Annotated in this window: 17 protein-coding genes; 8 read left to right on the top strand and 9 right to left on the bottom strand. The window is 35.8% G+C overall.

Features of this window, described 5'->3' with window-relative positions; translation table 11 throughout:
• Window positions 1–22: 22 nt before the first annotated feature.
• Both ODR02_RS06905 and ODR02_RS06900 read right to left on the bottom strand, forming a co-directional pair.
• Complete coding sequence (locus ODR02_RS06905) at window positions 23–925, bottom strand: TssN family type VI secretion system protein (RefSeq protein ID WP_105682221.1); 903 nt, start codon at window positions 923–925, stop codon at window positions 23–25.
• A 54-nt stretch (window positions 926–979) separates the two neighbouring features.
• Complete coding sequence (locus ODR02_RS06900; protein ID WP_245169691.1) at window positions 980–1,897, bottom strand: type VI secretion system baseplate subunit TssG; 918 nt, start codon at window positions 1,895–1,897, stop codon at window positions 980–982.
• A 530-nt stretch (window positions 1,898–2,427) separates the two neighbouring features.
• On the opposite strand from ODR02_RS06900, the gene ODR02_RS06895 reads away from it, so the two are divergent.
• The 8 genes from ODR02_RS06895 (at window position 2,428) to ODR02_RS06860 (ending at window position 10,678) form a co-directional block, all read left to right on the top strand.
• Window positions 2,428–3,219 (top strand): S1/P1 nuclease, encoded by a 792-nt coding sequence (locus ODR02_RS06895; protein WP_209784333.1) that lies wholly within the window; start codon window positions 2,428–2,430, stop codon window positions 3,217–3,219.
• Between the two features lie 387 nt (window positions 3,220–3,606).
• A complete protein-coding gene (locus ODR02_RS06890) occupies window positions 3,607–4,473 on the top strand; it encodes a sigma-70 family RNA polymerase sigma factor (RefSeq protein WP_002979276.1) in 867 nt (288 codons plus the stop codon).
• A 229-nt stretch (window positions 4,474–4,702) separates the two neighbouring features.
• Window positions 4,703–5,311, top strand: coding sequence for a hypothetical protein (locus tag ODR02_RS06885; RefSeq protein ID WP_309511934.1), 609 nt, complete (start codon window positions 4,703–4,705; stop codon window positions 5,309–5,311).
• A 15-nt stretch (window positions 5,312–5,326) separates the two neighbouring features.
• A complete protein-coding gene (locus tag ODR02_RS06880) occupies window positions 5,327–5,827 on the top strand; it encodes a GNAT family N-acetyltransferase (protein WP_209784331.1) in 501 nt (166 codons plus the stop codon).
• 149 nt (window positions 5,828–5,976) lie between these two features.
• Complete coding sequence (locus tag ODR02_RS06875; protein WP_309511933.1) at window positions 5,977–7,095, top strand: FAD-dependent monooxygenase; 1,119 nt, start codon at window positions 5,977–5,979, stop codon at window positions 7,093–7,095.
• A gap of 75 nt (window positions 7,096–7,170) precedes the next feature.
• Window positions 7,171–9,201, top strand: a complete 2,031-nt coding sequence (locus ODR02_RS06870) for a S9 family peptidase (RefSeq protein ID WP_309511932.1) — start codon at window positions 7,171–7,173, stop codon at window positions 9,199–9,201.
• A 285-nt stretch (window positions 9,202–9,486) separates the two neighbouring features.
• Window positions 9,487–9,780 carry a hypothetical protein gene (locus tag ODR02_RS06865; protein ID WP_209784328.1) on the top strand — a complete coding sequence of 98 codons (294 nt, stop codon included), beginning with the start codon at window positions 9,487–9,489 and terminating at the stop codon, window positions 9,778–9,780.
• A gap of 61 nt (window positions 9,781–9,841) precedes the next feature.
• Window positions 9,842–10,678, top strand: coding sequence for a GLPGLI family protein (locus tag ODR02_RS06860; RefSeq protein WP_309511931.1), 837 nt, complete (start codon window positions 9,842–9,844; stop codon window positions 10,676–10,678).
• Between the two features lie 110 nt (window positions 10,679–10,788).
• Here ODR02_RS06860 and ODR02_RS06855 read toward each other — a convergent pair whose 3' ends face one another.
• The 7 genes from ODR02_RS06855 to kdsA all read right to left on the bottom strand — a co-directional run bounded on the left by ODR02_RS06855 (window position 10,789) and on the right by kdsA (window position 18,946).
• Window positions 10,789–11,241: a heme-binding domain-containing protein gene (locus tag ODR02_RS06855; RefSeq protein WP_309511930.1), complete on the bottom strand. Its 453-nt coding sequence runs from the start codon at window positions 11,239–11,241 to the stop codon at window positions 10,789–10,791.
• A 26-nt stretch (window positions 11,242–11,267) separates the two neighbouring features.
• Entirely contained in the window at window positions 11,268–11,894 is a 627-nt protein-coding gene (locus ODR02_RS06850; protein ID WP_309511929.1) for a DUF3347 domain-containing protein, read from the bottom strand.
• A gap of 28 nt (window positions 11,895–11,922) precedes the next feature.
• On the bottom strand, window positions 11,923–14,661 hold the full coding sequence (locus tag ODR02_RS06845) for a multicopper oxidase domain-containing protein (protein ID WP_309511928.1): 2,739 nt from the start codon (window positions 14,659–14,661) through the stop codon (window positions 11,923–11,925).
• An 89-nt stretch (window positions 14,662–14,750) separates the two neighbouring features.
• A complete protein-coding gene (locus ODR02_RS06840; RefSeq protein WP_047423157.1) occupies window positions 14,751–15,224 on the bottom strand; it encodes a DUF3347 domain-containing protein in 474 nt (157 codons plus the stop codon).
• A 119-nt stretch (window positions 15,225–15,343) separates the two neighbouring features.
• Window positions 15,344–15,724 carry an HYC_CC_PP family protein gene (locus tag ODR02_RS06835; protein WP_245169689.1) on the bottom strand — a complete coding sequence of 127 codons (381 nt, stop codon included), beginning with the start codon at window positions 15,722–15,724 and terminating at the stop codon, window positions 15,344–15,346.
• 131 nt (window positions 15,725–15,855) lie between these two features.
• A complete protein-coding gene (locus ODR02_RS06830; protein WP_209784325.1) occupies window positions 15,856–18,093 on the bottom strand; it encodes a TonB-dependent receptor plug domain-containing protein in 2,238 nt (745 codons plus the stop codon).
• A gap of 43 nt (window positions 18,094–18,136) precedes the next feature.
• Window positions 18,137–18,946 carry a 3-deoxy-8-phosphooctulonate synthase gene (gene kdsA / locus ODR02_RS06825; RefSeq protein WP_309511927.1) on the bottom strand — a complete coding sequence of 270 codons (810 nt, stop codon included), beginning with the start codon at window positions 18,944–18,946 and terminating at the stop codon, window positions 18,137–18,139.
• Between the last annotated feature and the right edge of the window lie 61 nt (window positions 18,947–19,007).

The raw sequence follows: 19,007 nt of genomic DNA, 5'->3' as shown, positions 1-19,007 counted from the left end.
TAATACTTTTTAATTTTTGTGTTTATGATTTTCTTGTGACTCCCTCCTCTTCATGCTGAATAACTCTCTTACAAATCACCACTTCATTTTCAGAAATGCTGTTTGTCGTAATGTCGTGGTCGAAATCTATATATTTTCTAAAGCTGAAAAACGATTTTTTAGTATAAAAGATCCAGTAATAAGGCTCATTTCCTTCGTCTGAAAGATGAATAATTGAACCTGGATTTTTATGGTTGTAATCATCCACTACTCTGTAGAACCAATCTCCGAAAGTGACTCCTGTCGGAAGTGTCTTCGCTTTAATTCTGAAACGGTTGGTATCTTCTAATTTTTTGCTCAGTTCAACATTCAGTACCATTAATCTGTCAAAATCTGCTCCTTCAAAATCAGGCAGTTTCTGTTCCGGTGAATATCTCCAAGTTTTATAAATATCAAAAGGAATGCTGATAAACTGGATATAGCAGTAGTAAAACACCATGGGAACCACAAAGATGACCATACTTGTTGCTGCCATTACCGCATATCCTGTTCCTTTGCTCATCCAGTTAAAAATCAGGGTAAAAAGATATCCTCCCAAAGCTATGCACGTTAATGAAAGTATAGATTCAAACAGAATACTCATAGCCAGAGAATCGATATGCTTTTTGAAATATTTATGCAGCAGATTCACATGAATAATCCCAAAAATAAGGTAGATGATCTGTGCAATGAGATACCAGTATGGGTTAAAAAGATTTCCGGCAAATCCAAAAACGCCCGGGATAGCCAGGCATAAACTGCACAGCAATACGTATATAATAATGACTTTAATTTTTATCGCAGGTTTATTTCTCCTGATTACACCGAGTATAACCATCATAATAATTGCGATTAAAGGCATTAAGATATACCTTAAAAAAATACCTTTTACTGAAGAAATTTCCATTTGTTTCTTTTCGAATTTATACTTTGTTGGTAGTTGTAAATATAATAAAATAATTTAGAGGAATGTAGAGTATCCAAGGCGGCTGGCATTTCTTTCCTCATCCTCAAGGCTGAAAGAATAATCCTCCTTTTCTGTGACAAAATTTTCCTCCACATCCACTGTTACGGGAAGAAAATAGTCATACAATGCCTGGAGTACATTTCTGAAAGGACTTCCCGGAATATACTTCTTCATATCTCCGTAAGGAATTGGGCCAATGTTGACCACCCAGTTTCGTTGCCCGTCCATATGAGGTCCACTTGGAATATAGGTTACCCCCAATCGTGAATTTCCTAATAACATGGAATCATCGTTTTTCTCAATCCCGTCAATAATATTAGGTGAAAAAGTGACTTGTACAGGTACCTGTAGAAATGCAGTCATACATCTTTCAAACCATCTCTTATCTCCTCTGATCTGATGGAAAAACGGTAAAATATGCATAAAGATATAAGCACTCTGCTTGTCCAGCATTTTTATCATAGGCCACAGCTCACTTACCGTGTCCAGTAAAGCATCTGTATTGCTTGTAATGTCAAATTCCGATTCTTTAAGCAAAGCACTGATTTCCGTAAAAAATACTTCCAGTTCAAAAGGACGGAAAAATTTACGGGCATCATCTTCTACCCTTTTCTGCTTTCGGATTTCCCTTACCACAGTATCTACATTCTTTCTTGAAGCCCCAAGAGAAGGTGGATGGAACAGTCCTTCCGGAAGGTAATCGTAAATACCCTCTCTGTAACTCTCTATGGTAAAGACTTCTTCGTCAAATCCTAAATAACTGCTTGAAATACTTTTAATGTCTTTCAGGTAAGCACGGTCGTTTACACCCACCCTTTCTATGAATATATTGCTTACCGCACGGTGGTATTTCAAAAGGTTAACAGCTACAGCTTCAGCCTTAAAGTCTGTCTGCAGCTTATTGTAATGCATATCTACAATATTACTCTCATACATAGTGTTTCCTCTGATTATGACTTGTAAAGATAATATATCTCATAAGTTTGAAAAAGTATTTTAACAACAATTTTATCCTAAAAATAATAATTTATTGACATTAATAGGAATTATTTTCTACAAATTCCGTGAAAATACGGTAAATAGCAAGTTTATTTGCTTTTTCGAATTTAAAATTAACTATTCAGAATCAAGTGTTTAGAATTTGAGATTCAAGGTTCAAGGTTCAAGGTTCAAGGTTCAAGGTTTAAAGTTCAAGGTTTAAAGTTCAAGGTTTAAAGTTTAAAGTTTAAGGTTGTGATAAGGTTTTACTTTTGCTTTTATGTATTATATGAAGAGTTTTATGTCTTTACGCTCCTTACTTTCTATTTTTTCCAAACCTAACATTATTATGTATTTATTTAAATTAAATTTTATTAACATCATCTTATAGAATAAATTCAGGATAATGTATGCTCATTCCGAAAGCGGGCCGTATCTTTGCAGACTGAAAATTGTTATTTAAAATGAAAAGTATTTATTCTAAAATTCTGATTTTAGCATTCATGGCCTCTTCACTTTATTCTTATGCGTGGGGATTAACGGGACACCGAGTGATTGCAGACATTGCACAAAACCACCTTTCCCGCAAAGCAAGAAGAGAGATTAAAAAAATCATGGGAAAAGAGCGTCTGGCGTATTGGGCTAACTGGCCGGATTTTATCAAATCTGATACCACAGGGGCTTGGAAGCAGGCTTCATCATGGCACTATGTAAACATTGATCCGATGGCTGACTTTAAAGCTTTTGAACAAAACCTGAAAGCACAGGCCGGCCCAAGTCTTTATACTCAGGTCAATACCTTGTCCAGCCAGATCAAAGACAAAAACACCTCTGAAAAAGACAGAAAAATTGCTTTAATCTTCCTTATCCACATTATGGGAGATCTTGCTCAGCCCCTACACGTAGGAAGAGCAGAAGATTTAGGCGGAAACAAAATCAATGTTACTTATTTCGGAGAAAAAACCAATTTACACTCTGTTTGGGATGGGAAACTAGTAGATTCTCAAAAATACAGCTACACCGAATATTCTAAGCTTTTAGATATCAAATCTAAAGACGAAGTAGCACAGATTCAATCCGGATCACTGGAAGACTGGTTGTATGATTCTCATAAAATTGCCAACAAAATTTACGCACAGACTCCTAACGATTCCAAGTTATCTTATGACTATCAGTATAAGTTCAATGAAACAATGGAAAGACAGCTTCTATATGGAGGATTAAGACTGGCGAAAGTATTAAATGAGCTTTTTTAGTTACGAATTGCGAGTTTATGGGGTTGATAAACCCAAAATAGCTTAAAATAGTACTCTTAGATATAAAAACGGAACTTCGGTTTCGTTTTTTTTTGTTTAGGGTTTAGGGTTTAGGGTTTAGGGTTTAGGGTTTAGGGTTTAGGGTTTAGGGTTTAGGGTTTAGGGAAATTACAAAATTCTCAAATAAGGTGTGGTCTTTTTGTTATTACTATATATTTTTCAGGCCGGAGAAAACCACAATCAACTGAATACCAGTAATATATATTGTTTTAAAGAAAATTATCATTATTTTAACAGGTTTCTTTTCACAAAAAAATAAAAGTTGTGTAACCTTTTTACCTTTTCATACGTATATATTATAGTAACTCTTTTTTGAGGAAAAAATAAATGAGACAATTAAAAATCACTAAGCAGGTTACCAACAGGGAAACTGCTTCATTAGACAAGTATTTGCAGGAAATTGGTAAAGTGGAACTGATTACTGCGGACGAGGAAGTAGAATTGGCACAAAGAATACGTGCAGGCGACAGAGCCGCACTTGAGAAATTAATCAAAGCCAACCTTCGTTTCGTAGTTTCTGTATCTAAGCAATACCAAAATCAAGGTCTTTCTTTACCCGATTTGATCAATGAAGGTAACTTAGGATTAATGAAAGCGGCAAAAAGGTACGATGAAACTAGAGGTTTCAAATTTATCTCTTATGCAGTATGGTGGATCCGTCAATCAATTTTACAGGCATTGGCTGAGCAGTCAAGAATTGTAAGATTACCGTTGAACAAAATTGGTTCTATCAACAAAATCAATAAAGCATACGCTCACCTTGAGCAGGAAAATGAAAGACCACCTTCTCCGGAAGAATTGGCTGAAGTTCTTGACATGAGCGAGGAAGATATCAAAGAATCTATGAAAAACTCCGGAAGACACCTGTCTATGGATGCGCCTTTAGTAGAAGGTGAAGATTCTAATCTTTATGATGTATTACGTTCAGGAGAATCACCAAGTCCTGATAAAGATCTAATGCTTGAATCTCTACAAATTGAGATTGAAAGAGCATTGAATACTTTAACTCCGAGAGAGGCTGATCTGGTAAGATTATACTTCGGACTGAACGGAAAACACCCAATGACTTTAGAGGAAATTGGTGAAACTTTCGATCTTACAAGAGAGAGAGTTCGTCAGATCAAAGAAAAAGCAATTAAGAGACTAAAACACAATACCAGAAGCAAGATTCTTAAATCTTATCTGGGTAAATAATTTTAGCGTTAAAAATTTTATAGGCGGAGTCTGTTTTCAGGCTCCGTTTTTTTATTGTCATTCATCAGTAAACAAATTATTTGTACGCTATAGTATTATGGATGTAACATTTTTCCCCGTTTGTTCAACTAATTAAAATCATGCTCAGTATTCACCTGTGATAAAATTGAAATGATTAATTTTAGTTGCCGTGATATAATGCTGATTTTCAAATCAAACAAAACATACTATGAAAAAAATACTGTTCGCCTCTATTCTGGCTTTATCTCTACTTTCCTGCAGTGAAAACAAATCACGGCAAGCTCCTACCGTAGAAAATGCAGTTGATAATGCAGAATCTTCAGTTTCAGGAGCTATTAAAAAAAATACAAGATACTCTTCACGTGAAGGAAACCTTGTTCATGAAATCTATCAGGAGCTGATAAAAAATGATAAAGCTTTACAGGATCTTGATAAAAGAATAGCAGTTATTAATCAGGAAACAGAGGATGCAATGACTGAATATGATGACGTTATTCAAAAATCTGAAACCTATTATAATGATGCAACGACGCTATCAAATTCAGTAACCGACTCTGTTACCAAGAAACAAATTGAAAAAGAGATAAAAGCAAGCTCTGAAAAATATGATATAAAAACACAAACTATCAGAGACCTCATCACCAAAATAAAAGCTAACAGAAAAACACTTCATGATCAATACGTTGTATTCAAAATCAGAAAAACACTTCCTGAAATTGAAAAGTATCAAAACGCCCATCCTCTGAAAACAGATAGTCTCAATCAATTCATCAATAAGCAGAATGCCTTGCTGGAAGAATTGAAAAAATTAAAATAAACACCATTACCACTCATGAAATATACTACCCAATGGCTTACTGATAAAGCCCGTATCAAGGAACTCGTAGACTTTTTTATTACCCATAAGACAGATTCTTATATTTCCCATGGCGAAATGATGTCCGGCAGAGCTATTGATTCTCATCATTGGAATCCTGATCTTGAAGTAATTCTGACGGAACAGCTCATTACTGATTTTAATTCCGATGGCAGTTCCAAACTGAATATTCTGATTGCTGAAAATGAGAATGGAGAAATTGTGGGAATGATGGTTTTCAATGTAATCAACAGTCCGTTTAAAAAGTATGCGATTCTGGAGGACATGCTTCTGGATCAGTCTGTAAGAGGCCAGTCTCTTGGAAGTAGACTTTTGGAGAAAGCCATTCACGAGTCTAAAAGCTGGAATATCAGTTTTATTTTACTGGAAAGCGGAGTCAACAATCACGGTGCTCACAATTTTTTCAGCAGATATGGTTTCAAAAAAGTATCAGAGAGTTATATTTTAACAATTTAAATCAGATGATGTAAAGAGATATCTGTTTCAATAGACAATTAACTGAGATTCTTCACTACATTCCATTTCTTTCAGAATGACATATCTAAGGTAAATGTCTCAAACAATAGCCATCTTTCACAATGTATGTTTTCAAAAAAATAAACCTTATGAACACCATTTCAATCATCGGAGCAGGAATCGGCGGACTTACCCTCGGAAATGTACTGAAACAGCATCAGTATGATTTTACCATCTACGAATCTGCCCCGGAAATAAAACCTGTAGGCGCCGGAATTATGATGGCCGTCAATGCAATGCAGGTTTTTGACCGTTTGGGTTTAAAAGAAAAAATTGAAAATGCGGGTAATAAAATTCACAGAATTGTTATCGCTGATCAATCTCTGAGAACGATTTCAAAAACAGAAATTTTAGACCTGGAAACTCAGTACAACTCTTGCAATGTTGCTATTCACCGGGCTGAACTTCAGAAAATTCTGGCGGAAAATTTAAATCCCGGTTCTATACATCTGAACCATTCATTACAAAAAATAAGAAAAGAGGAAAACTATATTTTAGATTTTGAAAATGGAAACCAGATTGAAAGTAAAATTGTTTTTGGGGCGGACGGCATAAAATCTCCTATCCGAAACATGATCTTAAAAACGGGTACAATCCGAAACTCAGGGCAAAAATGCTGGCGTGGTCTGGTGGATTTCCACTTACCTGAGAAACACCATCAGGAAGCTTTTGAGATGTGGGGAAAAGGAAAACGGTTCGGTTTCGTAAAAATTTCTGATAAAAAAGTCTACTGGTACGCCTGTGTCAATGAAAAAAGTTTTGGCAGATATCAGAGAATTGCGGAAATTTTTCATGATTTTGATCCTTTGGTTTTACAACTTATTGAGGCTACGGCCAATGAAAATATTATTTGTAATATCATATCAGACCTCGCTCCTATTCCACAATGGCATACTGAAAACCTCTGCCTGATTGGAGATGCAGCCCACGCAACGACACCTAATATGGGACAGGGTGCCTGCCAGGCGATTGAAGATGCTTATATCATTGGAAAGCTGCTGGAAAAGAATACTGACTTCAATACAATTTTCGGAAAATTTCAAAATATCAGACGAAAGAAAGTAGATTATATTGTCAATACAAGCCGCAGCATCGGAAAGGTTTCTCAATGGGAAAGAGGAAATTCAATAAGAAATTTTCTGATAGGACTGATTCCTGAAAGCATGAATCAAAAAATGGCAAAAAAAATTATAGAACTGGAAATGTAGAGTTTATAATCATAAGAAAAGATAAAATTGTAAAAATTATATTCGATGTATTAATAACAACTAAAAATTAAAAACATGAAAAAAATCTTTTATGTATTGCTCTTACTGATAGGAGTTCATGCTGCACAAGCACAGGAGGTTCCGTTACTGGACAGGGGTTTATTTTTTGGTAACCCTGAAATTGCCGGAGGACAGTTGAGCCCGGATGGAAAATGGATTTCATTTATGAAAGAATATGGCGGTATCATGAATATATGGGTAAAAAAAATTGATGAGCCCTTTGAAAAAGCCCGCCCATTAACAGACAGCAAACGCCCAATGAGTGGCTACTTCTGGACAGAAGACGGAAAATATATTCTGTATGTAAAAGATAGTAATGGTGATGAAAACATGAATATTTTTGCAGTAGATCCTATGGCTAAAGCAAAGAATGGAGTTCCGGAATCAAGGAATTTAACTCCGCTTAAGGAAGTAACTGCAAATATTTATCTGGCAAGCAGAAAAGATCCTGACTTTCTGATGATTGGACTGAATAATCGTGATAAAGCATGGCATGATTTATATTCATTGAAAATTTCTACAGGAGAACTGAAAAAGATTTACGAGAATACAGACCGTATCACAAGCTATAATTTTGACTGGGATGAAAAACTGAGAGTACTGTCGAAAACTGATGATAAAGGAACCACACAGTTCTTTTACAAAGAAGGAGATAAACTTACTCCTATTTACGAAACACTGGTAACGGAAAATGCTTATATCTCAAACTGGAATGAAGATAATTCTAAGTTTTATCTGGTGACCAATAAAGGAGATCTTGACAAGTCTGCATTATTCCTGATGGATCCCAAAACCAAGCAAATCACCAAAGTAGAAAGCGATCCTAAAGATAAAGTAGATTTTGGAGGACTGTTTCTGGACAGAAATACCAGAAAGATGATCTACACCTCTTACACCGGAGATAAAACAGAGTACTACTGGAAAGACAAAACGTGGGAAGAAAATTATAAATTTTTGCAAAGTAAGTTTCCTGGAAGAGAAGTTAATTTTTCAAGCTCTACCAATGATTATTCTAAATTCTTAGTTGCCGTTGGAGGAGCTCAATATGCTTCTGAAGCCTATTTCTTTGATGCAAAGACAAAACAGCTGATTTTCCAGTATACCCCAAGAACAGAATTGAAAAAAGTTGAAAAATACCTGGCTGCCATGACTCCTGTTTCTTATAAAAGCAGTGACGGACTTGAAATTCCGGCATACCTGACCTTACCTGTAGGTTCATCCGGTAAAAATGTACCTGTAGTTGTTCTCGTTCATGGAGGTCCGAAAGGTCCAAGAGATTATTGGGGATACAATTCAACCGTACAGTTTCTAGCCAACAGAGGATATGCTGTACTGCAACCCAACTTCAGAGCGAGTGGCGGATATGGTAAAAAGTTCCAGAATGGCGGAGATCTTCAGTGGGGAAAACTGATGCAGGATGATATCACGTGGGGCGTTAAATACCTTATTGATCAGGGAATTGCAGACAAAAATAAAGTAGTAATTATGGGAGGAAGCTACGGTGGATATGCAACACTGGCCGGTTTAGCATTCACTCCGGATGTATATGCTGCAGGAGTAGATATTGTAGGGCCAAGCAACCTCTTTACTTTATTGGATTCTGTCCCTGCTTACTGGGAAGCCGCCCGTGCCTTCCTTTACGGGATGGTAGGTGATCCTAAAACTGAAGAAGGAAAAAAACGTATGCATGATGCCAGCCCGTTATTCAGTGTAGATAAGATCAACAAGCCATTATTGATTGTTCAGGGAGCTAATGATCCAAGAGTAAAGCAGGCTGAAGCGGATCAGATTGTCATTGCACTACGCGATAAAGGTAAAAAGGTAAATTACATTCTTGCTGATGATGAAGGCCACGGATTCCGTAAGCCGGTTAACAGCATGGCGATGTATGCTGAAACCGAGAAATTCCTTGCTGAAGTAATCGGTGGAAGATATCAGAAAGAGATACCCGATAATGTGGCAAAACGTCTGAAGGAAATGACGGTGGATATTTCAAAAGTGACCTATACACCAAAAAGCGAAAAAACTGTAGGAACTACTAAATAAAAGTATTTATATTAATTATAGAAAGCCACTTCATTTTATGAGGTGGTTTTGTTTTTAAACAAATAGATTAATCAACACATAATCTTACAACTTATAAGAATAATATTATCTTTCTCAAGATTTTTAATTAATTTAATCACAAAATAAACAACAAAAATACTATTAATTTGAAATAATTTAAATTTAAACAAACAATAATTGTTAATAATATAAAATACCCATAACATTGTTTCCAGATTGCAATCTAAAACATTTTATTATTTATTAAAAATTAAAATTTTAACGATGAAAAAAATTATCTTTATTGTTGCCTTTGGTGCAGCTGGACTTATGAGTGCTAAAAATACTACTGCTAAAAAAGTAATTAAAAAAGCTGAAACTATTGAGAAAAAAGCTGTAAACCATAGTAAAGTTTCTCAAAAGACAAAAGCTATTTTTTATAACTGGATTCAAGTAATATCTCCGTGTGGAGCTGTTTATTATTTAGAAGCTAGTGATTATGATAGCGTGGGTGATTTTACTGATGATGTAATTTACTTTAATGCGCAAAAGTGCGGAACATCTTATCCTCTAGCATAACGAATTATAAATAAGGCGGATAGAAGTAATCCGTCTTAAATTTTAACAAAAAACAAATAGAATGAAATTTATAGTTGTATTATCAGTTACATTTATCAGCTTTATTAAAGGGCAGGATACTAAATTTCCTGATAATTTTACACTTCAAGCTCCTAAGTACCAAGTGAAAATCTATGAAAAAAGTAATCTAAATATTTATTATCAGGTCAAGTTTTGTGATAACATCAATGTTCCTGAAAGCAAGAAGGAAGCACTTTGTATCTTACAAGTAGGAAATAGCCATTCTAAATTTAGTGACAATAAGGGTGTCCAACAAGATTCAATATCTGAAAAATTTAGTCATCAGGAAAGAATTGGAGGAAAAGAAATTAACCAACTACTTAAAGTTCGAGAAATATGGTCAAATATTATCTTTAAAAATAAATTAACAGATAGCTTAATTATACAGGATAAAGCCAAAAATAAGTATCAATATAATGAAAAAATACCTTTTTTTACTTGGACTATGAGTGAAGAGAGAAAAAAAATCCTTAATTATGAGTGTAAAAAGGCAACAACACGATATAGAGGTAGAGATTATACGGCTTGGTATACAGATAAAATACCTATTAGTAATGGGCCTTATGTTTTTGGTGGATTGCCTGGTTTAATACTTGAAATTGAAGATAATAAAAAATATTTCCATTTTGAAGCAATTGCAGTTGATCAAAAACCTACTGATATTTATTTACGTAATGATAAAAGCATATTCAAAGTAAGCAGAGATAAATTTAGAATGATTCAGCAATCATATTATGATAATCCTGGATTTTTTCATGGTAAAGTTTATAATGGTGATGGTAGCCAAATGCCAATAAAATCTAATCCTCTCCCTTATAACCCTATTGAATTAGAGTAAATAAAGAATCAATCTGTAAGATCAAAATATTAATGTACTTAAATTTAAAAAGCAACTCTGAATAAACAAAGCCATCTCACTTTCACGAGATGGCTTTTGTTTTTAAGTTCTTATTTTTCCTTTTCAGCCTGCGTCAGCTCTATCCAATGAACTATTTCTTCTATCTGTTTTTCGGAAAGTTTCGCTTCCGGATGAAGATAAGTATAAGAAGTAAGCGGCATTTTCTTCTGCTGTATTTGATTCACAATAGATTCTAATTTATTCGTCTGTTTACGACGGCTGTAACTCCCCCATTCATTAAAATTCAATTCTTCTTTTCCTTTTTTAATATGTTTTTCAAGATAATAACTTAAAGGCTGTATATAAGAATAAAATGGATAATGAGTAGAATTGCTGTGACAGTCATAGCAGGAATTTCTAAGAACAGACTGCACATTCGCAGGAAGTTTGTAAACCTTTGAGATATCTGTAGAAGGAACCTGCCCGTAATCAATATTACGGGCAGGCTGAATAATCTGAATAAGTAAAAAAATTAGAACAAACCCTAGCAATATGTTTTTCATGTGTCGGTTCATCACTTTTTACTATTTTAAAATACTTTTTTTATAGATCCGCAGTTAATCATTTTCTGTCCTTCATATGGATTGATAATCTCTTCCGATTCACTGATCCAGGTTCCGCCTTTTCCATTATTATACATTGGACAGAAGTCCTGGTATAATTTTAATCCGCCAGTTCCCTTCTCTTTTATTAAATCGGTAATATCATTACTCAGGGATAGCAGATGTTCTCTCTGATGAGCTATATCATCAGATTTTTCTCCGATATGCTCTGCATTTTCTGCTGCACTTTCTACAATATCATGCAACTCAGAATTGCTTTTTGCATCGGTTTTACTGATATCTATTTTCTTTAATATAGAAAACAGACTTTTAGCCGCATCGGAAGCTTTTTTAGAATCATCCTGAGCCAGGGCATTTTTTAGAGGAAGGTAACCTTTGATAATTTGCTGAATCGGAAAAGCGGAAAGCTCGCCGGTTTCTTTTTTACTTTCTTCCGGGCTTTCTTTTACCTCCTGATTTGAGATTTCTGCAGGTTCAGTTTTGCCCGTCGTTTTAATTTCCGGTTCCGCTTTCTTCTCAGATATTTTACTGTCGGGTTTATTACAAGAGTATAGTGTAGCTCCCACAAAAAGTACGGTTATTATATTTTTCATTGTTTCTTAAATAATATGGTTAAAAAAATTAATACGTTAAAGTAACACCTGCACCCCAGCCCATTTCATTATCATAGTTTCCGGAAACGGATAACCATTTTTGAAGAATATACCTCATTCCTGTTGAGAATTCACCGTCAGAATTGACGCTGAAGTTTCCTCTCAGTCTTCTTGAAAGTGGTATATCCTCACGGCTCAGTTCTAACAGTACTTTTCCGTTTTGATCCACACTTGCATCAGCTGTAATCAACATCGGAAGTACATATTGCATACCTACCATGAATGCAAATTTGTTTTTAGAAGCTTTCTGCTGTCCAAACCATGTTTTTTTACCATGAAAATCCATACCCATATCTTCTGCCATCTGCCTTTCCATGATCTCGTGATTTTTTTGAACCCTGACTCCTGCATAAGGAAGCGCCCATTGGAATTTTCCTAAGAAGCGTCCTACTTTTGCACTTCCTTCAAAATGATCAAAATTCCAGTTGGAGTGAAACTCATTCAGGTTAGCCCATCTCGGCCCGAACATCGTCATCGTTTCTGCATGGATCTTATTGCTTGCTACATCCAGCATCGCCATAGAACTGGTCATTTTATTATCCTGTATAAAGTTCTTCCAGGCTAATTTTCTGTTCGGAAGCTGTGGATTGGGTTTAGAGTTTTCATAACTGAAGATTCTTCCCATTCCTGCCATCATATGGTATAAGATATGGCAGTGGAAAAACCAGTCACCATCCTGATTGGCAGCGAATTCTATCGTTACGGTTTCCATTGGCATGATATCTACCACATTTTTCAATGGAGAATATTCCCCTTTTGAATTGATCAATCTGAAATCATGACCGTGAAGGTGCATCGGGTGGCGCATCATAGAATTATTATATAGTTTAATTCTGACAATCTCTCCTTTTTTGATCAGGATTTTATCTGTTTCCGTTACGGTTTTATTATCCAGCGTCCACAGATAATGGTTCATATTCCCCTCAAGCGTAAATTTCATTTCACGGATGCTGTCTGTAGGAAGAATGGTTTTTTCAGGAGATTTTAAAATATTGTAAGACAATCTTTTAATGGTTTTCTCTACTCCCATATCCATTCCTGAATGTTGAGAATGATCCTCTTTCTTATCTTCTTTCGTCTTCACTCCCATCATCTCATTGATATGCTTTGCTGTAGTTTTTCTTTGATTTTCAGATAATTCCGGGTACATTACTTCGTTCATATCCATCATCTGGTTTCCCATCGTCATGGTCATAGGCTTCATATTTCCGCTCATTTCCATCATACCGTTCATCATTTTCATTCCTTCAAAAAGCATCAGCCTTGGAAGATTGGGAGCTTCTACCTTCTCACCTGAACCCAGCCAAAGGGAAGCATGTCCTATTCTGTCTTCTGAAGTCGCTCTGAATTCAAAGCTTTTATTCTCCGGAATCGTGACTTCAATATCATAGGTTTCTGAAACGCCAACAATCAAACGGTCAACTTCTGTCGGAACTACATCATTTCCATCATTTCCGACTACTTTTATCTTTCCGCCTCCGTAATTCAGCCAGAAATAGGTAGATGAACCTCCGTTGGCCACTCTTAATCTTACTTTGTCTCCAGGCTTTAGATTGGAATAATCTGAACTTGGAGTTCCATTGATCAGGAATTTATCATAATAGACATCACTCACATCCATCGCCTCCATTCTTTTCCATTCATTCAATGCTTTTGTCCCTAAATTTCCGGACTTGATGGCTTCCCAGTAACTCTGTACTGCATTTTTCTTTACAGCATACCAATCTGTATTGGCCATGTGAAGCCTTCTTGCAATCTGCATCGGATCATCATCACTCCAATCTCCCAGCAATACCGGAATCTCTGCATTATATTCTGTTTTGGGTTCACCTTCTCTTTTTTTGAAAACCAAAATTCCATTCATTCCTATCTGCTCCTGAAGTGCTTCGTGGGAATGATACCAATATGTCCCATTTTGGGAAACTCTGAATTTATATAAGTGGGTTTCTCCAGGCGTTACAGGTTTTGTCGTAAGGTATGGAACTCCGTCATGTTCATTAGGGAGAATTACTCCATGCCAGTGCAATCCGGTATTTTCCTTAAGCATATTGTGCAGGTAAATTTCGGCAGTATCTCCTTCAGTGAAATATAAAGTAGGAGCCTGAAGTTTCCCGTTGATCGCAATTGCTCTCCTGTTTTTTCCGGTGAAATTGACAATGGTGTCTTTTACATACAGATCATAACGAACCGTTTTCCCACCGAAAGTAATTCTTCCGTTTTCGGAGTTACGTTTTAAAACAGATTTTTCTTCTTTGGGACTTTCAGTCTGCGAATGGGAATGATCTTCTTTCTCTATCAGATCCATCCCGCATTTAGGACATTTTCCCGGCTTATCCGAAACTACTTCAGGATGCATCGGGCATGTATAGGTAGTTTGAGCTTTAGCTGATGATACAACTTTTTTTTCTGGCTGAACAGAAGGCTTTATTACTTTTGTTTGCTCAACCTTAGTTGTTTCTTTTGCTTTATTTGCCTTATTTATTTTTGTTTCTGCAGGTTTTGCCTTTGTTTCTGTTTTAGCTGCAGGTTTTGCTTCCGGTTTTACAACGGCTGTCTTTTTAACCAGAGTCATTCCGCATTTCGGGCAGTCTCCAGGTTTTGAGGACACCACTTCAGCGTGCATCGGACAGGTATAATACGTTTTTGTATTTTGTGCGAAAGTAAAAACAGAGAATAACAGCACCAGAAACATTATCAGTTTTTTCATAATATTTCAAAGTTTTTAGAAGTTGTAAAACTTAAAGTCAATTATAACTTAAGCTATACAACTTATTATTTTAAAGAATAATAGACTAATTATTTAATCTCTGACTTTACACTTCCACATGAAAGCATAGACTTCCCGTAGTATGGGTTGGCAATCTGTTTTTCATCGCTCAACCAGCTGCCATCTGCCATTGGGCAATATTGTACATAGACTGGATTTTCAGAAAGTTTGAACTCCTTGGTTAAAGCGATCATATTGTCTGAAAGGTTGAGAAAGGTTTCTCTTTGGGCAGTAACATTTCTTGCTTCGGAAATAACAGAAGCATCTTTTCTAAGAACATTAAGATTCCCTTCTGAAACCATTTTATAGTCAATGGTGGAAGCTGTTTTAATGAATTCTGTTGCAGCTTTTGAAGTTTTGTCAGCATCATCTGAAGCTAGTGCTGATTTGATTGCGATATAGTTCTGATACAGCTTAGAAACCTGAGCATCCTTTTTAGATTGTGCTGATAGTGAGATAACTGAGAATATAGATAAGGCTGCTGTGATGATATATTTTTTCATTGTTTTAAATTTTAGAATTAATTTTTAATAAAGAATAATGGTAACGCATCAGGAATATGCGTCAGGACATGTCGCCTCTAACTGTACATGGTAATGATACAGAAAACGACAGACGAATTCTAAATTCTAAAATTACAATGATTGATATAGATTGGGACCGGCTGGTATTCAGGCGGTGCATTAATCTGGATTTGAGTAAATTTGGTGGCTGAAAAAGACTTATCAATAACAGCAAACTGATGTTCCACAGGAATTTCTGAAATATGGCCTAAAAAATCAATTTTAAGCAAATCTGATTTCTGGGAATCATCTACTTTTACTACTTTGATCTCTGTTTTGCAGCATCCTTTTTTGTCTTTAACACCGCATTTAGCACAGATACCATCTGTTTTCTGGCTTACAGAAACAAATTCCTTCATGCAATAATGAATGCTAAAAGCTGCTCCGGAAGAAAACCCGAAGTAGAAAATAGAAAACAATATGGCAAGAATCTTTTTCATTGATAGGACAAAGATAAAAATATCTCTGATACCTTTGTTATAAAATTTGGTAATGTTGTTATAAAATTCGGGTAAATAAAAAAGCTTCCGAAAATTTCCGAAAGCTTTTATTGTATTTTTTGATTTCAATTCTATAGCTTGAATTCCAGTTTCACATTAAAGAAACGTCCTGTAAGACGTACCGGAACAGGATACATATAATTACTGTTATAATCAGTGATCCATTGGTTCGCTACCGTGTTGTTGATGTTGAATGCGTTGAAAACCTGAACTCCTAATGTCAGCTCCTCAAAATTACCCCAGAATCCTGATCTCTTATTTTTTTCTTTCGGATCAATGAATACTTTTGTCAGTCCCAAATCTACTCTTTTATAAGAAGGAAGCGTCTGCTGATAATTATAAGCTGCATTAAAATCCGGCTGCCCGTTACTGTTGAATAGCACAGGAGCGCCTGTCGGCAATCCCATAGCATAGACCAAAGTAAGATTCACGCGCATAGACGGAAAGCTTGGCATATAATCCTGGTAGAACATAGCAAATCTCAATCTCTGATCTGTAGGTCTCGGAATATCTCCCCTTCCATCGATATTCTCATACACTCTTGCATAACTCGCAGATAACCATGAATCTACACCTGGCACAAATTCTCCGAATAATCTTGTATCAATACCGTAGGCATATCCTTTGGAATTATTCTGCCCTGAATAACGAATCCTTACATTATCCATATAATATGGAATCAGGTTATCCATTTTCTTATAATAAAGTTCCGTAGTCAGCTTAAAGGGTCTGTCATACATCTGGAACTCATAATCGTTGGCAAGAATCACCTGGATAGAACGCTGCGATTTTATATTAGAGTTAAAATTACCGTCTAAATCTTTAATCTCTTTATAGAAAGGAGACTGATAATAGATTCCCCCTGAAATTTTGAATAACATATCGCTGTCCCAATCCGGTTTAATGGCGAACTGAGCTCTTGGAGAGAATATTGTTTCTTTATTAAAACTCCAGTTGGCTACACGCACTCCCGCATTCACGAATACTTTACTGGCTCCCCAGTAGAACTTTTGTGAATACTGTGCATAGGCAGAAAGCCTTGTAGGTTCAATATTATTTTGTCCGGCAATATAGTAAGCAAGTTTAAGATCTCCAGTAGTTCCGGTTCTCGGATCAATCACTTCCGGCCTCGGGATGCTGTATCCTGCAGAATCTACCAATTTCCATTCATTGGTAAGATCTTTCAGATTTTCTTTTTCATATTTAAATCCAAACTCAAAATCAGTATTTACATTAGGAGAAAATTTCGCTCTGAACTGTGTTCCGTATGTTCTTACAAATAAATCATTTCTTGCATGCTCAATCTGACCTCCAACATCAAAAGATGTCACAGGCTGCTGTGTCACAGGATCAAAGGTCTGAAGCTCATACGCAGACTGTATTGTATAATATTCTCTTTCTCTGTTCTGATAGGCAAAGGCATCCAATGTAAGCTTCCATTTATCTGTTGGCTTATAGTTCATGGAAAATGTACCCATCATATTTTTATACTGGTCATTTTCTTTACCTCCATAGCCTATATTCACCGTAATAGGCTGCTGAAGACTTCCGAACGTAACACTTTTTGCTCTTGGAATCATCTCATAATCATTCTTGGAATAATATCCGATGAATGACATCGTGAATTTATCACTCACGTGATAATTCAGATAAGACTGGAAATCCCAATACGTTGGATTAAAATCCGTATCTTCTTTTAAGGTGTTAAGAACAAGATTGGTATTTCTGTATCTACCGGAAAATAGGGCTGTAAATTTTTTATTTTTGGAAGCCAGACCTGTTGTTAATCTACCTCCAATTAAACTGGCCTCTCCCGAAAGTTCAAATTTTTCAGGTTCACGGTAATAAATATTTAAAGCAGAAGACATTTTATCACCATACTTGGCTTCAAATCCACCTGCAGAAAAATTCACTGCAGAAACCATATCCGGATTGATAATACTCATTCCCTCCTGTTGAGAATTTCTGATCAGGAAAGGTCTGTAGATCTCAATATCATTAATGTAGATAAGGTTTTCGTCATAGTTTCCACCACGAACCATATATTGTGAAGACAGCTCGGTATTGGAGTTTACGGAAGGTAGTGTTTTAAGCAATCCTTCAATTCCTCCATTAATAGAAGCTACTGATTTCGCTTCTTTCGCTGAAATTCTTACGTTGGTAAGGTCATTGGTTCTTCCTGTTGCTTTTTTCTGGAAGACAACTTCCTCTATATCGGTTACTCTAGTGGTCGCTGTATCCTTTTTTCTTTGTTGGGAGAAAATCAGAAACGGGACCATAAGGCTTAGCGGTAAAACTAGTTTTTTCAAAAGAAATGTTTTAGAATTTCTAAAATTAATGTTTTTTTAACAATTACAAAATCGATTCTCTAATTCTTGTCAATTTTTGTAACAAATCTTCTAATAAATCTAATCTTAACATGTTGGCACCATCAGATAAAGCCGTTTCCGGTGTAGGGTGTGTTTCTATGAAAATTCCGTCTGCACCTACTGCAATTCCTGCTTTGGCAACGGTTTCAATAAGATCCGGTCTTCCACCTGTAACCCCTGAGTTCTGATTAGGCTGCTGCAGAGAGTGGGTAACATCTAAAATTACAGGAGCATATTCTCTCATCGTAGGAATTCCTCTGTAATCCACGATAAGGTCTGTATATCCGAAAGAATTCCCTCTTTCAATAATGGCTACCTTCTGGTTATCAGAATCAGTCACTTTCTGAACAGCAAACTTCATGGCTTCCGGTGAAAGGAACTGTCCTTTTTTCAGGGTAACACATTTTCCTGTTTTTGCTGCTGCGATTAATAAATCAGTTTGACGTACAAGGAATGCTGGAATCTGCAGAACATCTACATATTGTGCTGCCAGCGCTGCATGTTCATTTTCATGAATGTCTGTTGTTGTAGGAATATTGAACGTCTCTCCTACTTTTTTAAGGATTTCAAGAGATTTCTCTTCACCAATAGTTGTGAAAGAATCTACACGGCTTCTGTTTGCTTTTTTGAAACTTCCTTTGAAAATATAAGGAATATTATATTTATCTGTGATATTGATTACTTTTTCAGCAATTCTTAATGCCATATTTTCCCCTTCAATAATACAAGGTCCGGCAATAAGGAAAAAGTTCTTTGAATCTTTGTGCGAAATATTATCTAAATACTGAATCATTTTGTTGTAATTAAAAAGTTCAGTAAAAATACTGAGAAAGTTTCACAAATGGAAATTATTT

The organism is Chryseobacterium sp. CFS2 (genome assembly GCF_036543225.1).
GTDB lineage: Bacteria > Bacteroidota > Bacteroidia > Flavobacteriales > Weeksellaceae > Chryseobacterium > Chryseobacterium culicis_A.
This window is presented reverse-complemented; position numbering and strand designations above follow the sequence as displayed.

Coding starts and splice junctions, on each gene's coding strand:
- ODR02_RS06905 (WP_105682221.1), bottom strand. CDS start 925: ATGGAAATTTCTTCAGTAAAAGGTATTTTTTTAAGGTATATCTTAATG.
- ODR02_RS06900 (WP_245169691.1), bottom strand. CDS start 1,897: ATGCATTACAATAAGCTGCAGACAGACTTTAAGGCTGAAGCTGTAGCT.
- ODR02_RS06895 (WP_209784333.1), top strand. CDS start 2,428: ATGAAAAGTATTTATTCTAAAATTCTGATTTTAGCATTCATGGCCTCT.
- ODR02_RS06890 (WP_002979276.1), top strand. CDS start 3,607: ATGAGACAATTAAAAATCACTAAGCAGGTTACCAACAGGGAAACTGCT.
- ODR02_RS06885 (WP_309511934.1), top strand. CDS start 4,703: ATGAAAAAAATACTGTTCGCCTCTATTCTGGCTTTATCTCTACTTTCC.
- ODR02_RS06880 (WP_209784331.1), top strand. CDS start 5,327: ATGAAATATACTACCCAATGGCTTACTGATAAAGCCCGTATCAAGGAA.
- ODR02_RS06875 (WP_309511933.1), top strand. CDS start 5,977: ATGAACACCATTTCAATCATCGGAGCAGGAATCGGCGGACTTACCCTC.
- ODR02_RS06870 (WP_309511932.1), top strand. CDS start 7,171: ATGAAAAAAATCTTTTATGTATTGCTCTTACTGATAGGAGTTCATGCT.
- ODR02_RS06865 (WP_209784328.1), top strand. CDS start 9,487: ATGAAAAAAATTATCTTTATTGTTGCCTTTGGTGCAGCTGGACTTATG.
- ODR02_RS06860 (WP_309511931.1), top strand. CDS start 9,842: ATGAAATTTATAGTTGTATTATCAGTTACATTTATCAGCTTTATTAAA.
- ODR02_RS06855 (WP_309511930.1), bottom strand. CDS start 11,241: ATGAAAAACATATTGCTAGGGTTTGTTCTAATTTTTTTACTTATTCAG.
- ODR02_RS06850 (WP_309511929.1), bottom strand. CDS start 11,894: ATGAAAAATATAATAACCGTACTTTTTGTGGGAGCTACACTATACTCT.
- ODR02_RS06845 (WP_309511928.1), bottom strand. CDS start 14,661: ATGAAAAAACTGATAATGTTTCTGGTGCTGTTATTCTCTGTTTTTACT.
- ODR02_RS06840 (WP_047423157.1), bottom strand. CDS start 15,224: ATGAAAAAATATATCATCACAGCAGCCTTATCTATATTCTCAGTTATC.
- ODR02_RS06835 (WP_245169689.1), bottom strand. CDS start 15,724: ATGAAAAAGATTCTTGCCATATTGTTTTCTATTTTCTACTTCGGGTTT.
- kdsA (WP_309511927.1), bottom strand. CDS start 18,946: ATGATTCAGTATTTAGATAATATTTCGCACAAAGATTCAAAGAACTTT.